This is a genomic window from Gluconobacter kondonii (genome assembly GCF_002723995.1).
GTDB classification, from domain to species: Bacteria; Pseudomonadota; Alphaproteobacteria; order Acetobacterales; family Acetobacteraceae; genus Gluconobacter; species Gluconobacter kondonii.
The window spans coordinates 260369-280334 of sequence record NZ_BEWP01000001.1 but is presented as its reverse complement, the minus strand read 5'-3'; the positions used below and the strand labels follow the sequence as shown (position 1 = coordinate 280334).

The 19966-nt window shown below is 59.2% G+C and carries 13 protein-coding genes and 1 tRNA gene; 8 read left to right on the top strand and 6 right to left on the bottom strand.

Features of this window, described 5'->3' with window-relative positions; genetic code table 11:
- Positions 1-645: a ribonuclease D gene (locus GKO01_RS01245; protein ID WP_099285335.1), complete on the bottom strand. Its 645-nt coding sequence runs from the start codon at positions 643-645 to the stop codon at positions 1-3.
- A gap of 62 nt (positions 646-707) precedes the next feature.
- Positions 708-794: transfer RNA gene (locus GKO01_RS01240), tRNA-Leu, on the bottom strand.
- Between the two features lie 109 nt (positions 795-903).
- On the opposite strand from GKO01_RS01240, the gene GKO01_RS01235 reads away from it, so the two are divergent.
- The 3 genes from GKO01_RS01235 (at position 904) to gltB (ending at position 8002) form a co-directional block, all read left to right on the top strand.
- Positions 904-1890 (top strand): complex I NDUFA9 subunit family protein, encoded by a 987-nt coding sequence (locus GKO01_RS01235; RefSeq protein ID WP_244901276.1) that lies wholly within the window; start codon positions 904-906, stop codon positions 1888-1890.
- 155 nt (positions 1891-2045) lie between these two features.
- Positions 2046-3485: an NAD(P)-dependent oxidoreductase gene (locus GKO01_RS01230; RefSeq protein WP_099285334.1), complete on the top strand. Its 1440-nt coding sequence runs from the start codon at positions 2046-2048 to the stop codon at positions 3483-3485.
- On the top strand, positions 3482-8002 hold the full coding sequence (gene gltB / locus GKO01_RS01225; RefSeq protein WP_099285333.1) for a glutamate synthase large subunit: 4521 nt from the start codon (positions 3482-3484) through the stop codon (positions 8000-8002). The genes GKO01_RS01230 and gltB overlap by 4 nt, the downstream gene beginning before the upstream one ends.
- Positions 8003-8011: 9 nt before the next feature.
- Here the strand turns inward: gltB and GKO01_RS01220 are convergent, their stop codons facing one another.
- Positions 8012-9145, bottom strand: a complete 1134-nt coding sequence (locus GKO01_RS01220) for an acyltransferase family protein (RefSeq protein ID WP_099285332.1) — start codon at positions 9143-9145, stop codon at positions 8012-8014.
- Between the two features lie 123 nt (positions 9146-9268).
- On the opposite strand from GKO01_RS01220, the gene GKO01_RS01215 reads away from it, so the two are divergent.
- Both GKO01_RS01215 and GKO01_RS01210 read left to right on the top strand, forming a co-directional pair.
- On the top strand, positions 9269-11077 hold the full coding sequence (locus GKO01_RS01215; RefSeq protein ID WP_099285555.1) for a M3 family oligoendopeptidase: 1809 nt from the start codon (positions 9269-9271) through the stop codon (positions 11075-11077).
- An 8-nt stretch (positions 11078-11085) separates the two neighbouring features.
- Complete coding sequence (locus GKO01_RS01210; RefSeq protein WP_099285331.1) at positions 11086-12447, top strand: ABC1 kinase family protein; 1362 nt, start codon at positions 11086-11088, stop codon at positions 12445-12447.
- Positions 12448-12518: 71 nt separating this feature from the next.
- Here the strand turns inward: GKO01_RS01210 and GKO01_RS01205 are convergent, their stop codons facing one another.
- Together GKO01_RS01205 and GKO01_RS01200 are read right to left on the bottom strand one after the other, a co-directional pair.
- Positions 12519-14738, bottom strand: a complete 2220-nt coding sequence (locus tag GKO01_RS01205) for a TonB-dependent receptor family protein (RefSeq protein WP_244901292.1) — start codon at positions 14736-14738, stop codon at positions 12519-12521.
- Positions 14739-15270: 532 nt separating this feature from the next.
- Complete coding sequence (locus tag GKO01_RS01200) at positions 15271-15684, bottom strand: hypothetical protein (protein ID WP_099285330.1); 414 nt, start codon at positions 15682-15684, stop codon at positions 15271-15273.
- Positions 15685-15853: 169 nt separating this feature from the next.
- Between GKO01_RS01200 and uvrB the strand changes: the two genes are divergently transcribed.
- From uvrB to gshB, 3 genes are all read left to right on the top strand, one after another.
- On the top strand, positions 15854-18067 hold the full coding sequence (gene uvrB, locus GKO01_RS01195) for an excinuclease ABC subunit UvrB (protein ID WP_099285553.1): 2214 nt from the start codon (positions 15854-15856) through the stop codon (positions 18065-18067).
- A gap of 1 nt (position 18068) precedes the next feature.
- Entirely contained in the window at positions 18069-18572 is a 504-nt protein-coding gene (greB, locus tag GKO01_RS01190; protein WP_099285329.1) for a transcription elongation factor GreB, read from the top strand.
- 95 nt (positions 18573-18667) lie between these two features.
- Positions 18668-19648: a glutathione synthase gene (gene gshB / locus GKO01_RS01185; protein ID WP_099285328.1), complete on the top strand. Its 981-nt coding sequence runs from the start codon at positions 18668-18670 to the stop codon at positions 19646-19648.
- 26 nt (positions 19649-19674) lie between these two features.
- Here gshB and GKO01_RS01180 read toward each other — a convergent pair whose 3' ends face one another.
- Complete coding sequence (locus GKO01_RS01180; protein WP_099285327.1) at positions 19675-19875, bottom strand: hypothetical protein; 201 nt, start codon at positions 19873-19875, stop codon at positions 19675-19677.
- Between the last annotated feature and the right edge of the window lie 91 nt (positions 19876-19966).

Here is a 19966-nt window from a genome sequence, read left to right as displayed (position 1 = left end):
TCAGGCGCGGTGCGAGAAAATGTCGGACTCGTCGTAGCCCAGCAGGTCGAGGCGGCAGCGGGCCGGAAGGAAATCGTAGCAGGATTGCGCGAGGTCGCGGCGGTTTTCACGGATCAGCATGGCTTCGAGCTTATCCCACAATGCGTGAAGATGCAGCACGTCCGATGCGGCATAGCGAAGCTGGTCGGGGGTGAGGGTCTCGGCGCCCCAGTCAGAGCTCTGCTGGTGTTTGGAGATTTCGACGCCGAGGAGGTCCCGGCACAGATAGGCCAGTCCGTGACGGTCCGTGAAGGTATAGACCAGCCGGGCGGCGATTTTGGTGCAGATGACAGATGGGATCGTAATATTGAAGGCGTTCTGCAGGACTGCGACGTCAAAGCGTGCGTAATGCATCAGCTTGGTGACGGAATCGTCTGTCAGGAGCGCTTTAAGGTTCGGGCAGTCATAGCCCCGGCCGCCCATGGAGACCGGTTTGATCTGCACAAGATGGGCTTCGCCATCGCCGGCTGAGAGCTGGACGAGGCAGAGGCGGTCACGATGGGGATTGAGACCCATGGTCTCGGTATCGATGGCAACGACAGGGCCAAGATCAAAGTCATCCGGCAGATCGCCGTCATGAAGATGGATGGCGTCTTGCGAACTCATTTGTCGTCACCAAATTTTTTTGATCACCAGAGGATCGAGGCGATTTATCGCCTGATCGTCTGTGGTGCCCAGAAGAAGACTCGAACTTCCACGTCCTTTCGGACACAGGTACCTGAAACCTGCGCGTCTACCAATTCCGCCATCTGGGCTCAGAAAGCACCGGAGTTTTTTCAGTTTCCTGAAGCATCCCGGCTCGGTGAAGAGGCGTTTACCCCTCCACGTATGGGGCGTCAACAGCCAACTGAAAGAAAAATGCAAATGCGTAGAAATTTTTCCGTGGACGGGATGTCGAATGGAGAGGGAACAGGCCGCAGTCCAAGGGTTGTGGCGGTTCTGGGAGGAGGAGGCTTTGTCGGGCGCGAACTTGTCGGACGGCTCGTGGCCCTGGGGCACGTCGTGCGGGTGGGGAGCCGAAACCCGGAGGACGATCAGGGACTGGCGCGGTTTCCGGGTGACGGGCGTGTGGAGTTCATCAAGGCATCCGTAAATGACGCAGCTGCGTTGGAGCGTGTGTTTGCCGGGGCTGATGTGGGCATCAATCTGGTGTCCATCATGTCGCCGGACGTGCAGGCGATGCATCGGGTCAATGTGGAAGGGGCGCGGCTGGCGGCGCTCGTGGCACGGCGTGAGGGCGTGGGGCAGTACCTGCATATGTCTGCCATCGGCGCGTCTCTGGCGTCGCCGGGGAATTACGGGCGCAGCAAGGGGGCGGCCGAGCATGTGGTGCGGGAGGTTTTTCCCGAGGCGGTTCTGTTGCGGCCTTCGGTGATTTTCGGGCCGCAGGACAGTTTCTTCAACATGTTCGCGCTGATTGCGAAGCTCTCGCCGGTTCTGCCGGTGTTTGCGCCCAAGACGCTTTTTCAGCCGGTCTATGTAGGCGACGTGGCGCGGGCGATCGTCACACTGACTGAACCGGGCCATGAAGGTCTGACTGTCGAAGTAGGCGGGCCGGATGTTCTGAGTATGAAGGACTTGATGGCGTTCGTTCTGGAGGCGTCGGGGCGTCATCGGATTCTGGTGTCTGTGCCGGGATGGGTGGCGAAACTGGAGGCGGATGTTCTTGAAGCGCTGCCGGGACATCTGCTGACGCGCGATCAGGTTGCGATGATGGGCGTGGACAATGTGGTGCAGCAGGGAGCGGTCGATCTTCAAGCGCTTGGGATCAGGCCTGCGGCGATGCGGAGTATCGTTCCAGACTATCTGAAGGGGAGTGTTTGTGAGAGCTGGCGGCGCTTCCGAAAGTGATTGATCCGTTTCGGGCCTAAAAATCTGTGTGAAAAATGGCTCATACGACAAGAAGATGGGTCATTTCGCACGAAAGGTCAGCATTGCTGACTGTTATTGAATAAAGTGACGGAATAGCTGCATTCTCACTCGCATGTTTGCAGGAGACACGACGCATGGCCGAACGGATGTTGCAGTTCGTCACCCACCCCCAGGTGCTTCCCGAGAAGCGGGACGCGGCCGAACGCCGTCAGGATTTCGGGGAGATTTACCGTGGGTTCGCGCGCAGCCGGGCGGAAGAGCAGGCGTCGCGGTGTTCGCAGTGCGGGATTCCGTTCTGCTCCGTGCATTGTCCGTTGGGGAACAACATCCCCGACTGGCTGAAGCTGACGGCGGAAGACCGGCTTGAGGAAGCGTATGAGATGTCGTCCGCGACGAATACGTTTCCGGAGATCTGCGGGCGCATCTGTCCGCAGGACCGGCTGTGCGAAGGCAACTGCGTCATCAACAAGGGCTTCGAGAGCGTCACGATCGGCGCTGTCGAGCGGTTCATCACGGAAAACGCGTTTGAGCAGGGCTGGGTGAAGCCCGCACTTCCGGACCGGGAGCTTGGGCTGAGTGTCGGGATCGTGGGCTCCGGTCCGGCGGGTCTGGCCTGTGCGGAGCGGTTGCGGGCGCAGGGTTATGAAGTTCATGTCTATGAGCGTCAGGACCGTGTGGGCGGGTTGCTGACTTACGGCATTCCGAGCTTCAAGCTGGAAAAGCATGTGGTGGCACGCCGTCATGCGCTGCTGGAAGAGCAGGGGATCGTGTTTCATCTCTCTACACCAGTTGGCTCGGGCGAAGGCGAGACGGCGCTTGAGGACCTGCGGGCGCAGCATGACGCGGTGTTCCTTGCGACGGGTGTGTATCGCTCGCGTGATGTGAAGGTGCCGGGGGCAGGGCTTGAGGGCGTGGTGGATGCGATCGACTTCCTGACAGCGTCCAACCGTCGGGGCTATGACGAAGATCCGGGCGAAGATGCAGCGCTTCATGCGAAGGGGCGTCGGGTCGTGGTGATTGGTGGTGGCGACACGGCCATGGACTGCGTGCGCACGTCGATCCGTCAGGGTGCCGAGCGTGTGACGTGCGTTTATCGTCGGGACCGGGCGAACATGCCGGGGTCGCGGCAGGAAGTTTACAATGCCGAGGAAGAAGGCGTGCAGTTCGAATGGCTGGGTTCGCCGGAAGCGTTTTTGGGCGATGGCAGTGTGTCGGGCGTACGCGTGCTGAAGATGCGTCTGGGGTCGCCAGATGCGTCGGGCCGTCGGTCCATCGAGGGCACGGGGCAACATGACGTGATCGAGGGTGATCTGGTCATTAAGGCTCTGGGCTTCGATCCAGAGGATCTGCCGGAACAGTTCAACGCACCCGATCTGGCCGTGACGCGCTGGGGCACGCTGACGGTGCCGCCGGGGGGCTTTGAGACGAGCCTGCCGGGTGTGTTCGCTGGCGGCGACATCGTGCGCGGTGCGAGCCTTGTCGTCTGGGCGATCAAGGATGGCCGGGATGCGGCCGATGCGATCCATCATCATCTGACTGAAACAGTAACCGGTTCTCTGGAGGCCGCGGGATGACACACAATAACGATTTCATCCGCGAGTATGCCGAGAACGTCGAACGGCTGAAGGGGCTGTATGACCCGTCGCAGGAGCGCGATTCCTGCGGTGTGGGTCTGGTCGCGTCACTGGATGGCAAGCCGTCGCGCAGCGTGGTGCTGGCGAGCGTCGAGGCGCTGGGCAATATCTGGCATCGCGGTGCGGTCGATGCCGATGGCAAGACCGGCGATGGTGCGGGCATTCATGTCGAGATCCCGCAGGATTTCTTTGCCGAGGCGATCCATAACAGCTCCAGCGACGATACGATCGACGGTCGCATTGCGGTGGGCATGGTGTTCCTGCCCAAGACTGATCTGGGATCGCAGGAGCGGGGCCGACAGATCATCGAGACGGAGATCCTGAACTTCGGTTACGGGATCTATGGCTGGCGTCAGGTGCCGATCGATACGGCGTGCATTGGCGAGAAGGCCAACCAGACTCGGCCGGAAATCGAGCAAATCATGATCCGCAACCGGCTTGGCCGGTCCGAGGACGAGTTCGAGCGCGACCTGTATGTGCTGCGTCGGCGGATCGAGAAGCAGGCGACGGCACAGCAGGTTGATCTGTATGTGTGTTCGATGTCCTGCCGTTCGGTAATCTACAAGGGTATGTTCCTTGCCGAGAACCTGACCGATTTCTATCCGGATCTGCTGGATGAACGGTTCGTTTCGCGGTTTGCGATCTATCACCAGCGGTATTCGACCAACACGTTCCCGACATGGAAACTCGCCCAGCCGTTCCGCAAGGTGGCGCATAACGGCGAGATCAACACGATTTCGGGCAATACGAACTGGATGCGTTCGCACGAAACGCGGCTCGCCCATCCGGATCTGGACCCGTACATGGCGGATCTGAAGCCTGTGGTGCAGGCTGCGGGTTCCGATACGGCGGTTCTGGACAATGTATTCGAACTGCTGACCTTCGCCGGGCGTGATGCGCCGATGGCGAAGACGATGCTGGTGCCGGCCTCTGGCGGCGCGAACTCGGCGATGTCCGACGCGGCGCGCGCGCTGTTCCGGTACTGCAATGCGGTGATCGAGCCTTGGGATGGTCCGGCGGCTTTGTGTGCGACGGATGGACGCTGGGTCGTGGCTGGGCTGGATCGCGCCGGGCTACGGCCGCTGCGCTACAGCATCACGCAGGACGGGCTGCTCATCGTGGGCTCCGAGACCGGGATGGTTCGGGTGCCGGATGCGCGGGTCAAAAGTCGTGGACGGCTTGGCCCGGGGCAGACGCTGGCGCTCGATCTGAAGGAAGGGCGGCTTTACCAGTCTGAAGAACTGCTCGAAATGCTGGCCTCGCGTCAGGATTTTCAGGGCTGGGTGAAGCGGATCCGCGACATCGAGCCGATCGTGCGCGATGTTGTGGAACCCGAGGCGTTGGACCCCGATGTGCTGCGGCGGCATCAGATGGCGGTCAGTCTGACGCATGAGGAGCTGGAGACGATCCTGCACCCGATGGTCGAGACGGCGGCTGAGGCTCTGGGCTCCATGGGCGATGATACGCCGCTTCAGGTGCTGTCGCAGATCTATCGTGGGCTGGCGCATTATTTCCGTCAGGGGTTCAGTCAGGTAACGAATCCGCCGATTGATTCCCTGCGTGAGACGCGGGTGATGAGCCTGATTACGCGGCTGGGTAATCTGGGGAATATTCTCGATCAGGCACCGGAGCAGTGCGACCTGTTGCAGCTGCCGAGCCCGGTCCTGACGATCGGTGAGTTCGACGAATTGCGAAAGGTCTGCGGCGAGAACGCGGGCGTGATCGACTGCACCTTCCCTGCCGAAGAGGGCGAGGAAGGTCTGCGGGCTGCTATTGCGTCCATCCGCGTGCAGGCGGAGGATCATGTTCGCGGCGGGTGCACGCATCTGTTCCTGACGGATGACAATACGGATGCGGCGCGGGTTGCAATCCCGATGATCCTCGCCACAGCAGCCGTGCATATCCATCTGGTGCGCAATTCGCTGCGGACGTTCACGTCGCTGAACGTGCGGACGTCTGGGGCGATTGATGTTCATGCAATTGCCGTGACGATTGGCGTGGGTGCGACGACGGTGAACCCGGCTCTGGCGCAGCATTGTGTGGCGGACCGGCTGCGGCGTGGTCTGTTCGGCAAGCTGTCGCTGCGTGAGGCGATGGAGCGCTATCGCAAGGCCGTGGACAAGGGTCTGCTGAAGATCATGTCCAAGTCGGGCATTTCGATCATTTCGGCCTATCGTGGCGGGTATAATTTCGAGGCGATCGGACTGTCCCGCGCGCTGGTGGCAGAGTTCTTCCCGGGCATGCCGTCGCGGATTTCGGGGATCGGTCTGCCAGGCATTGCCCGCAACATTCTTGGTGCCCATGCGGCGGCGTGGAACCGGAAGGTCGAGGCACTTCCGGTCGGTGGACGCTACAAACTGCGCCGTCAGGGTGAGACGCATGCGTTCTCCGGCCAACTTGTGCACATGCTCCAGAGCGCGGTCACGGCGAACAGCTTCACGTTGTACCGGCGTTATGCGGATGCGGTGCGTCAGATGCCGCCGGTGGCGCTGCGCGATCTGCTGGATTTCAAGCCGATTCATGCGCCGGTTCCGGTGGATGAGGTGGAGAGTATCACGCAGATCCGTCGTCGTCTGGTGGCGCCGGGAATTTCGCTCGGCGCGCTCAGCCCCGAGGCGCATGAGACGCTGGCGATTGCCATGAACCGGATCGGCGCGAAGTCCGATTCCGGTGAAGGTGGCGAGGATGCCGAGCGTTCAAAGCCGCGTCCGAACGGGGACAATGCGTCTTCGGCCATCAAGCAGGTGGCGTCCGGGCGTTTTGGCGTGACGGCGCAGTATCTGAACGACTGCCGCGAGATCGAGATCAAGATGGCGCAGGGTGCGAAACCCGGCGAGGGCGGGCAGCTTCCGGGCTTCAAAGTCACGGAACTGATCGGGCGTCTGCGTCATGCGACGCCGGGGGTCACACTGATTTCGCCGCCGCCGCATCACGATATCTATTCGATCGAGGATCTGGCGCAGCTCATTTACGATCTCAAGCAGATCAATCCGACGGCGACCGTCACGGTCAAGCTGGTGGCGCGGACGGGCATTGGCACGATTGCGGCCGGTGTGGCGAAAGCCAAGGCGGATGCGATCCTGATTTCTGGCCATTCGGGCGGGACAGGTGCCAGCCCGCAGTCTTCGATCCATTATGCGGGTCTGCCGTGGGAGATGGGGCTTTCCGAAGCGCATCAGGTGCTGATGCTGAACCGGTTGCGTCATCGACTGGTGCTGCGGACGGATGGCGGCATCAAGACGGGGCGTGACGTTGTCATGGCGGCAATGTTGGGTGCCGAAGAATTCGGTATAGGCACGGCAGCATTGGTCGCGATGGGCTGCATCATGGTGCGCCAGTGCCATTCCAACACCTGTCCGGTGGGCGTGTGTGTGCAGGACGAGAAGCTGCGCGAGAAGTTCGGGGGATCGCCGGAGAAGGTCATCAACCTGTTCACGCTGATTGCGGAAGACATACGGCATATTCTGGCAGATCTCGGCGTGCGGTCGCTTGAAGAGGTGATCGGACGGACGGATATGCTGCGTCAGGTGTCGCGTGGCGCGGATTATCTGGATGATCTGGATCTAAACTCCCTGCTGGTTCAGGCCGATCCGGGCGAGCATGCGCGTTACTGCACCCGTGAAGGGCGTAACGAAGTGCCGGAGACGTTGGATGGGCAGATCATTCCGGATGCGACCGCGCTGTTCGAGCGTCGCGAAAAGCTGCACCTGCATTACACCGTGCAGAACACCCATCGTGCGATCGGTACGCGGGTTTCGGGGCTGATTACGCGCAAATTCGGCATGAAGGAGCTTCCGGAAGGCCAGCTCACGCTGTCGTTGCGCGGGTCTGCCGGGCAGTCGCTGGGCGCATTCGGCGTGCAGGGACTCAAGATCGAGGTCGAGGGCGATGCCAACGACTATGTCGGCAAGGGGCTTTCGGGCGCGACGATCGTTGTCCGCAAGTCACCGGCGGCGCAGTGGGCGTCCGAGCAGAGCGCGATCATCGGCAATACGGTGCTATACGGCGCGACGGCGGGGACGCTGTTTGCGGCCGGGCAGGCGGGCGAGCGTTTTGCTGTCCGCAACTCGGGTGCGACGGCCGTGGTCGAGGGCTGTGGTTCGAATGGCTGCGAATACATGACCGGCGGCACAGTCGTGATCCTTGGAGAGACAGGCGACAATTTCGGCGCCGGTTTCACGGGGGGCATGGCTTATGTGCTGGACGTGAAGGGACGGTTCGAGGCGCAGATCAACCCTGATACGGTCATGTGGAGCCGCGTGCAGGCTGGCAGCCGCTGGGATCAGGAATTGCGCGCGCTCGTGGAACGTCATGTAGCGGAGACGGGCAGCACCTATGCCGAGGATCTGCTGCACTGCTGGGAACGGACGCTGGAGCGCTTCTGGCATGTCGTGCCGCGCGATTATGCGCGGATCATCGGCTATGTTCAGGAAGACCTGTCGCAGCTTTCGGCCTGAACAAGCGTTCTACCCCTGTCTGGGACGGAGTTTCAGGCAGGGGCGTTCCACAAGATGCCATGACAGTATCGCGCCTCCGATTGTGGTGAGGATCGTAAGGATCACGGCGTGCCGACGACCGAGGCTGTAGCGGGCCTGGAGGTCGCTCGCCATCATCACCAGCGGGAGATGGCACAGATAAAGCCCATAACTGTGGGTACTGAGGCTACGAACCGCCGGACCGATCAGGGGAGGCAGCGTTCGCAGACGCATCATTGCGGGCATGCAGAGCGCATAACCGAAGCCTACGACATCAAATGATCCCATGGCACCAAAGCGCGACGGCCAGAGCGCGTTGTCTCCGGTGTTGCGCCACCAGACTGTGAGCACGATGACGGTGCCCAATGCTGCGAGATACGCGCTGTAGCGGGTGACTGCGGGCTTGCATCGATACAACCAGGCTGCGGCAATGCCCCATGCGATGGAGTCGAAGCGGCAAAGAACGATCTTGCTGGTGACTTCGTTCCAGTTGACGTTTGTGGGGAGAGAGAGGCGCCAGCAGAGCGGGACGATGAAGAAGACTGCAAGAGCAGTTCCGAAGGCCAGATTCGGTTTCAGGCGGCAGGCGAGGAGTGTGAGTAGAAGCGCCGGGAAGGCGATGTAGAACCACTCTTCTACGCAGAGCGACCATGTGGCGTCGTACCAGTTCGAGACCATGGGCCAGCCCAGATTTTGCGTCAGGGTCAGGAACCAGGGCAGGACGCGCTTGGCTTCCTCCCATGTCACGCCGTAGGGGCCGAAATAGGCGAGCGGAATTAACAGTGCGAACAGCCACGCATAATAAGCCGGAAGGGTGCGCATCCATCGGCGTATGAGGAAAATGGCCCAGCCTTTTGCTGAGATTTTGCGTTCCAACAGATCCAGCATGATGGTCCCAATCAGGAAGCCGCTGAGCACAAAGAACAGCATCACGCCATAAAAACCGAGCACCGCCAGATGGAACGGAAGATCCTTGTGCCACCAGGATGAGAACATGATTCCGTCATGGCAAATGAGAACGTCGAGAATGGCAACTGAGCGCACCAGATCCGGCCCTGCGATTCGCTTCTGAAGATTTTCAAAGGATGTCAGGGGCTCAAATGCCTGGGGGGGGTATTTTCGCATGAAGTGGCGGAAGATCCGGGGTTAGGGGCTTTGTCGGGGTCTGACGGTGTTTTTACACTACGGATTTGTCATCAACATCCCGTTTGACGGCTGGGATTGTGGCTCTAAGGTCAGGTTATGACCATGCTCTTTTCTGCCGCTGACGGCACGCCCAATTCGTCCTCCGGGGAGCAGATGCCGCCCCGCTGGGACCTGTCCGATCTCTATGCTTCCCCGGAAGATCCGGTTCTGGCGACGGATTTCGATCGCTGGGCAGGAGAGGCACGCCGTTTCTGCGAGACTTATAAAGGGCGTCTGGGCAGTCTGAGCGGGGCGGAACTCGCTGCGGCCTTTGCCGAATATGAGGCGATCGAGGAAGGTCTCGGGAAGATCGGGTCGTTCTCCAGCCTCGGCTTTGCAGCGCATACGACTGATCCGGTCTGGGGGCGGTTCGCGCAGGGCGTGCAGGAGCGGATGACGGAGGTGGCCTCCGATCTGATGTTCTTCACGCTGGAACTGAACCGGATCGCGGACGAGGATCTGGCGCGGATCTGCGAGGCGCCGGAGATGCGTAAATGGGATGCGTATCTGCGGGATCTGCGGATGTACCGGCCCTATCAGCTCTCCGATGAGGTCGAGCAGGTGCTGATGGACAAGTCGGTGACGGGACGCAATGCCTGGAACCGGCTGTTCGATGAGACCATGGCGACGCTGAGTGTCACGATCGACGGCGAGGACAAGCCGCTGGGCGAGGCGTTCAATCTGCTGACGAATGCGGATCGTGCGAAGCGCGAGGCTGCGGCGCAGCAGATCAGTGCGGTTCTGGGCGAGAATTCGCGTCTGCTGACGATGATTACCAATACGCTCGCCAAGGACAAGGCGATCGGGGATAAGCTGCGCGGCTATCCGCGTCCGACGAGTTCGCGCAATCTGGCGAACATGGTCGAAGACGAGGTTGTCGACGCGTTGGTAGGCGCGGTGGACGAGGCCTATCCGCGTCTGGCGCACCGGTATTATGCGCTCAAGGCGAAGTGGCTCGGGCTGGAGACGCTGGAGCACTGGGACCGCAATGCCCCGCTGCCGGGTGTGGAGACGCGCCAGATCGACTGGGAGCAGGGCAAGGAGATCGTGCGGACGGCCTATGCCGGGTTCGATCCGGCTCTGGGGGACATTGTCCAGAACTTCCTGACCAATCCGTGGATTGATGCGGCCCCTGTGGCCGGGAAGTCCTCGGGGGCATTCTCCCATTCCTGCGTCCCGTCCGTGCATCCGTATATTCTGATGAATTATCGCGGGCAGCCGCGTGACGTCATGACGCTGGCGCATGAACTGGGGCATGGCGTGCATCAGACGCTGGCCGGGAAAAAACAGGGCTATCTGAATGCCGATACGCCCCTGACGCTGGCCGAGACGGCATCGGTATTTGGCGAGATGCTGACGTTCCAGTCCCTGCTGGATGCGGAGAGTGATCCGAAGCGTCGTCGTCACATGCTGGCGGCGAAGGTCGAGGACATGCTGAACACGGTCGTCCGACAGATCGCGTTCTATCAGTTCGAAGTGAAGGTCCATGACGAGCGGGCGAAGGGTGAGCTTTCGCCGGAGCGTCTGGGAGAAATCTGGCGGGAAGTTCAGGTGCGGAGTCTGGGGCCCGTGTTCCACTTCACACCAGATTATGACCTGTACTGGTCTTACATTCCGCATTTCGTGCATTCCCCGTTCTATGTTTATGCGTATGCTTTCGGGGACTGTCTGGTGAATGCGCTCTATGGCGTTTATCAGGAAAAACCTGAGGGTTTTGCTGCGAAATACCGCACCATGCTCGAAGCCGGTGGAACGCTGCGCCACAAGGAACTGCTCGCGCCGTTCGGACTTGATGCGACAGATCCGGGTTTCTGGCGTAAAGGACTGGATGTGATCTCGGGGCTGATCGATCAGCTCGAGCAGGAGGACTGAGGAGCATCATGGCGAGGGATCTCGACAACACCGGCCTTATGGGGGAACTGCGTCGCATGGCGCGGACTTCCGGCGCGGTCGGCGGTATTGCGGCGCGGATGGCGGGGAACCGTCTGGGCTTCAAGACGGACAAGGGCGTTCATGCAGAGGGCCTGAAGTCGGCGTTGGGAAACCTCAAGGGGCCGCTGATGAAAGCGGCCCAGCTTCTCTCCACCATTCCCGGCGCGCTTCCGGACGAATATGCTGAAGAACTGGCGCATTTGCAGTCCAACGCGCCGCCGATGGGCTGGAGCTTCGTGCGCCGTCGCATGCAGGCAGAGCTTGGGGCGGGGTGGGAAAAGCATTTCCGCTCCTTCAGCCACGAAGCCGTCGCGGCGGCGTCGCTTGGGCAGGTGCATCGGGCGCGTCTGGTCGATGGGCGCGAGGTAGCGTGCAAATTGCAGTATCCGGACATGCAGGCGGCTGTGGATTCGGATCTGCGGCAGTTCCGGGCCGCACTCGGCATTTACAAGCAGTTCGAGACGACGATCCGTCAGGACGAGGTTTACACCGAACTCGCGGACAGATTGCGCGAGGAACTGGATTACCGGCGGGAAGCGAGCCATTTGCGGCTGTATCGGGATATGCTTTCCGAAACGCCCGAGGTCACGGTTCCTGCTCCGGTCGAGGAACTGTCCACAGGGCGGTTGCTGACGATGGACTGGGTGAGCGGCCGAAGCATGCGGGCCGTTCTGGGCGAAAACCTGCCGTTGGAAGATCGCAATGCGATGGCGACGGCACTGTTCAAAGCCTGGTATACGCCGGTCTATCGCTACGGTGTCATTCACGGTGACCCGCATATGGGCAATTTCACCGTACGGGATGACTACGGCCTGAACCTGCTGGATTTCGGGGCTGTTCGGATTTTCTCACCGCGCTTTGTGGAAGGGATCATCGACCTGTTCACGGCGCTGCGTGAGAATAACGAAGAACTGGCGTTCCATGCCTACAGCAAGTGGGGTTTTGTCGGGATCTCGCGTGAAACGGCGGGTGTTCTGAATGAATGGGCGCGGTTCTTCTACCGTCCACTCATGACAGACCGCGTCTGCTCCATGCAGGAAAGCAACGATCCAGCGGAAGCGCGTCAGGTTCTTGAGAAAGTCTATGACGGTCTCAAGCGCACGGGCGGTGTGAAGCTGCCGCGTGAGTTCGTGTTGATGGACCGGTCCGCGATCGGGCTGGGCAGCGCGTTCCTGCGTCTGGAGGCGCGGTTGAACTGGCACAATATGTTTGAGGAACTGATCGAGGGCTTCGATGTGAATGTTCTGGCCGCGCGTCAGAAAGAGGCTCTGGAGAAAGCGAAGGTTCCTCCGGCGCTGTCTTCACTTTAAAAGGTTCAGTTGAAAAGGGGCGCTTCCTGCAAAGGAAGCGCCCTTTTTGTTTCTGGGGTGCTGATAACGGCTTAGAACTGTGCTGCAATCGTTCCGAAGAATTCGCGCGGCGCTGCGACAAACAGGTTTGCGTTGTCATCGCCAGCAACCGAGGCTGCGCCGTAAACGCCACCAATATAGTTCTGATTGTAGAGATTGGTGATGCCAAAGGACGTCTTCAGGTTCTGGGCGAAGCCGACCTTGCCGAAATCGTAGGCAACGTTGAGGTTTGATGTCCAGTAAGCGGGAATCTGCTCATCGTTGGTATAGGTCATCTGACGTGCGCTGGTGTACGTCGTGTTGAAGTTGAAGGTTGCGCGATGCCATGTGTAGCTCACGTCAGCCTTATACATGAACTTCGGGTAGTAGACCTGCTGCTTGCCCTTGATGCTGACGTAACCGCCGTTATACGGCAGATGCGTGTCTTCGTAGGTGGCATCGTTCCAGCTGAAGCTGTTGGTGATGGCCAGACCGGGCAGCGGGCGGAATGTTCCTGCGACGTCTGCGCCGTTCATGGTTTCACGCCCCACATTCATGAATGAACTGTAGGTGTTGCCGGTTGATCCGCTGGTGATGGCGGCAAGGCGGTTATAATAATCGGTATGGTAGAAATCGGCACTTCCGGAGAAGAAGTGGGAGTTGAAACGGTAGCCGACCACATAGTTCCAGGTCCGCTCCGGGCGCAGGGATTTCTTGTTCTCGTCAAAGACGGTTTGTGCAGGGTTGGCCGCGCTTCCAAGACCGGACCAGGGCGATCCGCTGGAACTCTGGGCGGAGTAATCATAAGCGCGCATGTTTTCAGCAATATCGAAATAGACTTCGTGCTGATTCAGGAAGTGATAGTCGAAATTAAAATGCGGAAGGAACGCGTTCGCTGCCGTCAGATCGCCGGAAGCAGGATGGCTGTAATAGACGCCCCATGAGGACAGCGTGCTTGTGTTGTCGACGCTGGTTCCGCCATGCGTCGTTTGCAGCAGGGAGCGGAAGCCAGCTTCAACGGTCATGCCCGGGATAATCTGATATGTGTCCTGCAAATAATACTGAAACGTATTGGTGTTAAAGGAATCTGCCCACCAGGTGGTTCCGTTCTTGAAGTTGGAGATGGAGGAATGCGGTGTATCAACGCCGTCTTCATACATCATCATCGGATAGTTAAAGCGATCGTTTTCGTACCAGATGCCGGTTTTGATATCGTTGTTATGACCGGCATGGATATCAAAATTCTGGACGAAACCCAGGCGTCGGACGTCGGGATGACCGGTTTCCATCGCCATTGGAACCTGTGAGGTCGGGGAGGTCAGGAACGGGTTGGTGGCGCTGTAATCACCGTTCGAGACGTGGGCATAAGCGATTGTCTTGGATGTGACGTTGGGGAACAGCTGGAACTCACCCGTGATGGCGGAGAGATAGTTCCGCTGGGTCTGGGTGCCGTCGTAAGCGTAATCGCCGATTTCGTCGTTGGACAGAACGCCCTCAAGACCAGCCGGGACGCCGCCATTCTGGGCGTAATAGGCGTATTCTTTGGCGAGGGCGTAGTTGGGTTTCAGATAGGTCGTATTGCGGCCCATCTTCTGCCACATGTTTTTGGTTAGGCTGAGATAATTGTACTGTTCAAAGTTTGAATAGTCGAAAACTGCCGTGATTTTACCGTGATCGCCAACGGGCTGGACCAGTTTGAAATTGGCCTGCTGTTCCTGCTGATCGCCATAGCCTTTCCAGAGATCCTGATCGGTCCGGGCATAGGCGGCGTAAAATTTGGTACCGCTGGAATTCAGCTTGCCACTATCCACACGGCCGAAAGTTCTGAAGCCGTTATAACTGCCGAAAAGCTGACTGATCTGACCGCCTGCCTTGTCGGAAGGGTCCGCAGTAGTAAAGGTAATGGCCCCGCCGAGCGTCTGCGCTGACGGCGTGTCCAGTGCGCCTGCGCCCTGAGACATGGTCAGGCTGGTGATGTTTTCCTGAATTTCCATCTGGTCGACACCGAGGCCGTTCCAGTTGTGGAAGCCCTGTCCGCCCATCGGGATTCCGTCGAGCGAGACACCGAGCTGGGTTTGATTGAAGCCGCGGACATAGAGGGTATTGGCGACTGTATCGAGTCCGAAAGCATCATCGGAGGCAAAGTTTGCGCCGGGTGTCGTCAGAGCAAGGATCTGCATCGGGCTTGTGCCGGCGACGAAATGATCCATTGTTTCTCGTGTGACGACTTCCACCGCACTATGCGAGCCTCTGCGCTGCGCATGAACCGTCATGTCTTCAGTGCCGGATGCCACTGTTGCATGTTTGTGGGCCGGGAGTGCGCGGTGTGCAGGCGTGGTGGTCTTTGCGTGGTTTGCGTGATGCGGGTGTGTTTTGTGCGTGGTGCTGGCGGCCCGCGTCGGGCTGACCAGAAGGCCGATCAATGCGACACCGGATAAAAGATATCGTCCCAAGGCTGACTGCACGAGCGGGTTCCAGTTCCTGTTCATGAAAATTCTGGAATTCACGCTATGTCATCGAATTGAAACACTTCAATATGTTTATTAAACAATAAGTCATAATTCCTGCCGGGTCGGCAAATACATCACATACGAAACGAATTGTTTCTTTAAAATATAAAAATGTAATTATCTGATAAAAAGATAATTCTCATAATATAAATATAGGATATTTGGTATTTATAATTAATTATATGTGGAAATATTGGTAAAATTATTTATATATGCGATATATAAAGCCTGCACCGGTAGAAATTCAGGTCTGATTTGGATTTTTGCAATATATGGCGTTAGAATATACGGAAAATCAGAATATTTCCTTGATGAGGTCGTTGCCAATGCTGAAGCCTGCACCAGCTTCGACGGAGCGGGCGAAGCCGGAGTTGAGGATGTTCGAGACGAAATTATTGTCGGGAACGACCTGAACTGGCTTTACGGGACTTTGTTGCGTCGGAGCCTGATAAGCGGCTTGTACGCCGTAGTCGGGTTGAATGCTCGAAAGGGCTGCGTGGATCTGTTGCAGGAGGTTCGTGACCTGCTGCTGTTCGGCCTGAAACGCTAGGGCGAGTTCGCGGAGGTCCAAAGACCATTCGCGGGCCTGCAGGTCGCCGCTCTGGACAGAAGCCTGCATTTTTGAGCCAAGAGCCTGAAGCGCCTGCGCGGTTTGCTGGGCCTGCTGCTGGAGCTGGATGTAGGTCTGTTCGATCGTTTGGACGTCCATGACGGTTTTTCCTTCAAAGAGACATGGGTGTTGATAGCGCCGGACGGCGAGTCTCTCCATCCCTTTCAGCAATAAAATGTCATAAAGATATGCGGGCGGAATGTTGTCCGGAAGGGCCTCTGTGCAGATGCCTCTTGCCCTGTGTCGCGCGGTTTCCCATCTTGCGATGATGGCCAAAAAACCGACCTCTTCCGTTCGCAATGCCGCATCCATGCCCCTGACGCAGTTTCTTCCTGAGAGACAGCCCGTCAAACCCAAAACGCGCAGGCTCGTCGTTAAGTCGGATTACGATCCGGCGGGCGATCAGCCGACGGCGATTTCGGAGCTTGTGAAGGGCGTTGAGGGCGGCGAGCGGGATCAGGTTCTGCTGGGTGTCACGGGCTCGGGTAAGACGTTCAGCATGGCGAAAGTCATTGAGGCGACACAGAAGCCGACGCTCATTCTGGCGCCGAACAAGACACTGGCGGCTCAGCTTTACGGGGAGATGAAGCAGTTCTTCCCGGACAATGCGGTCGAGTATTTCGTGTCGTACTACGATTACTATCAGCCGGAGGCCTACGTGCCTCGGTCGGACACGTATATCGAGAAAGACAGCCAGATCAACGAACAGATCGACCGGATGCGCCATGCGGCCACGCAGGCTCTGCTGGAGCGCAATGACGTTATCATCGTGGCGTCTGTCTCCTGTATTTACGGTATCGGGTCAGTCGAGACGTATTCGAAAATGGTCGTGCGGCTTGAGGTGGGCGGCTCCATCGACCGCGAGCGGCTGATCAAGGCACTGGTGGAATTGCAGTACCGGCGCAACGATGCAGCATTCGAGCGCGGGACGTTTCGGGTACGGGGCGAGCAGATCGACATCTTTCCGGTGCAGAACGAGGACCGGGCCTGGCGCGTGTCGCTGTTTGGCGATGAGATCGACCAGATTGTCGAGTTCGATCCGCTGACGGGGAACAAGACGGCGGATCTGGCGGAAATCAGCGTCTATGCGAACTCGCATTACGTGACGCCGCGTCCCACGCTCAATCAGGCGATGATCGGGATCAAGAACGAACTCCGCGGGCGTCTTGAGCAGTTCACCGAGGACGGAAAGCTGCTGGAGGCGGAGCGTCTGTCGCAGCGGACCACGTTTGATCTGGAAATGATCGAGACGACGGGGGCGTGTAAGGGGATCGAGAACTACTCGCGCTATCTGTCCGGCCGTGGTCCGGGTGATCCGCCGCCGACATTGTTCGAATATCTGCCGGAAGATGCGCTCCTGATCGTGGATGAAAGTCATGTCACGGTGCCGCAGATTGGTGGCATGGAGCGTGGGGACAGGGCGCGGAAAAGCGTGCTGTCGGATTACGGGTTCCGCCTTCCGTCCTGCATCGACAACCGTCCGCTGGCGTTCGGGGAATGGAATGCATTCCGACCGCAGTCGATCTTCGTCTCCGCGACGCCGGGGCCGTGGGAAATGGAACAGACGGGCGGCGTGTTTGCCGAGCAGATCATTCGCCCGACGGGTCTGATCGATCCGGTGACGGATGTGCGGCCTGTCGAAGGGCAGGTCGATGACCTACTGCATGAATGTCGGGACGCGATCAGCAAGGGCGGGCGTGTTCTGGTGACGACGCTGACCAAACGGATGGCCGAGGATCTCACGGATTATCTGGGCGAAGCGGGCGTCAAGGTCCGGTATCTGCATTCGGATGTGGATACGCTGGAGCGGATCGAGATCATCCGCGATCTGCGTCTCGGGGCCTTTGATGTGCTGGTGGGAATCAACCTGCTGCGTGAGGGGCTGGATATTCCGGAATGTTCGGTTGTGGCCATTCTCGACGCCGATAAGGAAGGATTCCTTCGGTCCAAGACCTCGCTGATCCAGACGATCGGGCGTGCGGCGCGTAACGTCGATGGGCGTGTGCTGCTGTATGCGGATAAGATGACGGACAGCCTGAAATACGCGATCGAAGAGACGGCGCGGCGTCGGGCCAAGCAGACGGAATGGAACGAGGCGCACGGAATTACGCCAATGACGGTGCGGTCGAAGATCGGCGATGCGCTGTCGTCAGTGTTCGAGCAGGATTATGTGACGGTCGCTCCGGACGGCTCTGGCGATACGGAACAGTTCGTCGGCAAATCGCTCCCCGCCACCATTCAGGATCTGGAAAAGCGGATGCGGGAGGCCGCCGCCAATCTGGACTTCGAACAGGCCGCCCGACTGCGCGACGAGGTCAAGCGGCTTGAGGCGATCGATATGGGGCTGGAGCCGCCACCGATTGCCAACTCGACCGCCGGACGTCCGGGTGCGAGAAAGGCTCCGAAGACGCCTGTGCCTTTGGGGCCGGGCGGGGGCGGGTATGATCCGGCCAAGAAGAAACGCGGTCGGGGAGGCCGCTGAGATGGCTGAGAAAACGCCGCTGTCGCATTATCTGTCGCCGAAAGGGGCAGCTGTGATGCGGGCTGAACTGAAGGAGTTGGCGCAGAAGGAACGGCCACGCATTGTGGAGATCGTGTCCTGGGCAGCCAGCAATGGCGATCGTTCGGAGAACGCCGACTATCAGTATGGCAAGCGCAGGTTGCGGGAAATCGACCGGCGGATGCGGTTTCTGGGTAAGCGTCTGGAAAATGCGGTGATTGTCGATCCCGCAGGGCAGACCACGCGGGACCGTGTGTTTTTCGGTGCGACCGTGACCTATGTGGACGAAGATGACGTCGAGCACACGGTGACAATCCTCGGTGTGGACGAGTCCGATCTAGCGCGCGGCGAGGTCAGTCTGATCTCGCCAGTAGCGCGGGCGCTGATGCGAACGCGGGTCGGGGACGTGGCGATGTTGCAGACGCCGCGCGGGCCGGTTGAGATCGAAATCCTGAAGATCTCCTATCCCGTGGCGGTAGCGGCCTGACGTTTGGGCGCACGGTAGGGGCGTGGCTTTGAAAAAATACGACCTGCGTTTACACAGACTATTCCACTCCCATTTCCCCGGACCGGAGTTTCCTGATGTCCCGTTCTCTTCGCGTTGCTGTTCAGATGGACCCCTTGGAGTCCGTCAATATTGATGGCGACTCCACGTTTGCGATGATGCTTGAGGCTCAGGCGCGCGGCTATGAGCTGTGGGTCTATCCGGTGACGACGCTGAGCCTTGTCGAAGGACAGGGACGTGGCGGGCGTGTTCAGGCGCGGGCACGGCCGGTTGAAGTACGGCGCGAGCGTGGCAATCATGCGACGTTCGGCGAAGAGCAGGTTCTGGATCTGGGGCAGACGGATGTGATCCTGATGCGTCAGGATCCGCCGTTCGACATGGGCTACATCACGGCCACGCATATGCTCGAGCACGTGCATGGTGTGGGCGAGGGACGCTCGCTTGTGGTGAACGATCCGGTAGCGGTGCGGAACGCGCCGGAAAAGCTGCTGGTGACGCATTTTCCGCATCTGATGCCCCCGACGCTCGTGACATGGGATACGCGCGAAATTCTGGCGTTCCGCGAAAAATATCACGACCTGATCGTCAAGCCGCTGTTCGGCAATGGTGGGGCAGGGATTTTCCGGATCAAGCCGGATGATGAAAATCTGGGCGCGCTGCTGGAGATGCATTTCGCACGTTCGCGTGAACCGCTCATGATCCAGCGTTACGAGCCAGCCGTGCGTCAGGGGGACAAGCGTATCATTCTGGTGGATGGCGAGCCGATCGGCGCGATCAACCGGGTTCCGGCAACGGGAGAGGCGCGCTCGAACATGCATGTCGGCGGCCGGGCGATGAGTGTGGAGCTGACGGCGCGTGATCGGGAAATCTGTGAGTCGATCGGACCATATCTGCGCGACCATGGGCTGATTTTCACAGGAATCGACGTGATCGGGAACTGGTTGACAGAAATCAACGTCACGTCACCCACGGGTCTGCAGGAGCTGGACCGTTTTGACGGCATCAACAGCGCGGGGCTGATCTGGGATGCAATCGAAGGACGTGTTCGGGCGTCGTGATAAGGTTCGGTTGGGAAAAAAGGGAACTATCGCTGCGGTCCATCCTCTGAGGGCGACGTGTAGGTGAGGGACATTCGGGGTTCATCCGGCAGGATTTCCTCCATTCTGGCTTTGCTGTCCCGACCGAAACGATTGCCGAACCAGTCCCGAAGCTGCACGCGGAAATACAGGAAATAGAGGGTGCCCCAAATCACGAAAGTAAGCGCCACAAGATAATAGACCAGCATGTTTGTCCTCCTTGGCCCCGTCGAAAACATGGGCTTGAAACGCCATGCACACTGCGTGTCTTGCCAGATGCCTATCGGGGAGGGCAAGAAG

Bases quoted from the DNA above. Each gene is read 5' to 3' on its own strand.
- GKO01_RS01210 (WP_099285331.1), top strand. From the start codon at position 11,086: ATGGCGAGGGATCTCGACAACACCGGCCTTATGGGGGAACTGCGTCGC.
- GKO01_RS01215 (WP_099285555.1), top strand. From the start codon at position 9,269: ATGCTCTTTTCTGCCGCTGACGGCACGCCCAATTCGTCCTCCGGGGAG.
- gshB (WP_099285328.1), top strand. From the start codon at position 18,668: ATGTCCCGTTCTCTTCGCGTTGCTGTTCAGATGGACCCCTTGGAGTCC.
- GKO01_RS01230 (WP_099285334.1), top strand. From the start codon at position 2,046: ATGGCCGAACGGATGTTGCAGTTCGTCACCCACCCCCAGGTGCTTCCC.
- uvrB (WP_099285553.1), top strand. From the start codon at position 15,854: ATGGCCAAAAAACCGACCTCTTCCGTTCGCAATGCCGCATCCATGCCC.
- GKO01_RS01180 (WP_099285327.1), bottom strand. From the start codon at position 19,875: ATGCTGGTCTATTATCTTGTGGCGCTTACTTTCGTGATTTGGGGCACC.
- gltB (WP_099285333.1), top strand. From the start codon at position 3,482: ATGACACACAATAACGATTTCATCCGCGAGTATGCCGAGAACGTCGAA.
- GKO01_RS01200 (WP_099285330.1), bottom strand. From the start codon at position 15,684: ATGGACGTCCAAACGATCGAACAGACCTACATCCAGCTCCAGCAGCAG.
- GKO01_RS01205 (WP_244901292.1), bottom strand. From the start codon at position 14,738: ATGACGGTTCATGCGCAGCGCAGAGGCTCGCATAGTGCGGTGGAAGTC.
- GKO01_RS01235 (WP_244901276.1), top strand. From the start codon at position 904: ATGCGTAGAAATTTTTCCGTGGACGGGATGTCGAATGGAGAGGGAACA.
- GKO01_RS01220 (WP_099285332.1), bottom strand. From the start codon at position 9,145: ATGCGAAAATACCCCCCCCAGGCATTTGAGCCCCTGACATCCTTTGAA.
- GKO01_RS01245 (WP_099285335.1), bottom strand. From the start codon at position 645: ATGAGTTCGCAAGACGCCATCCATCTTCATGACGGCGATCTGCCGGAT.
- greB (WP_099285329.1), top strand. From the start codon at position 18,069: ATGGCTGAGAAAACGCCGCTGTCGCATTATCTGTCGCCGAAAGGGGCA.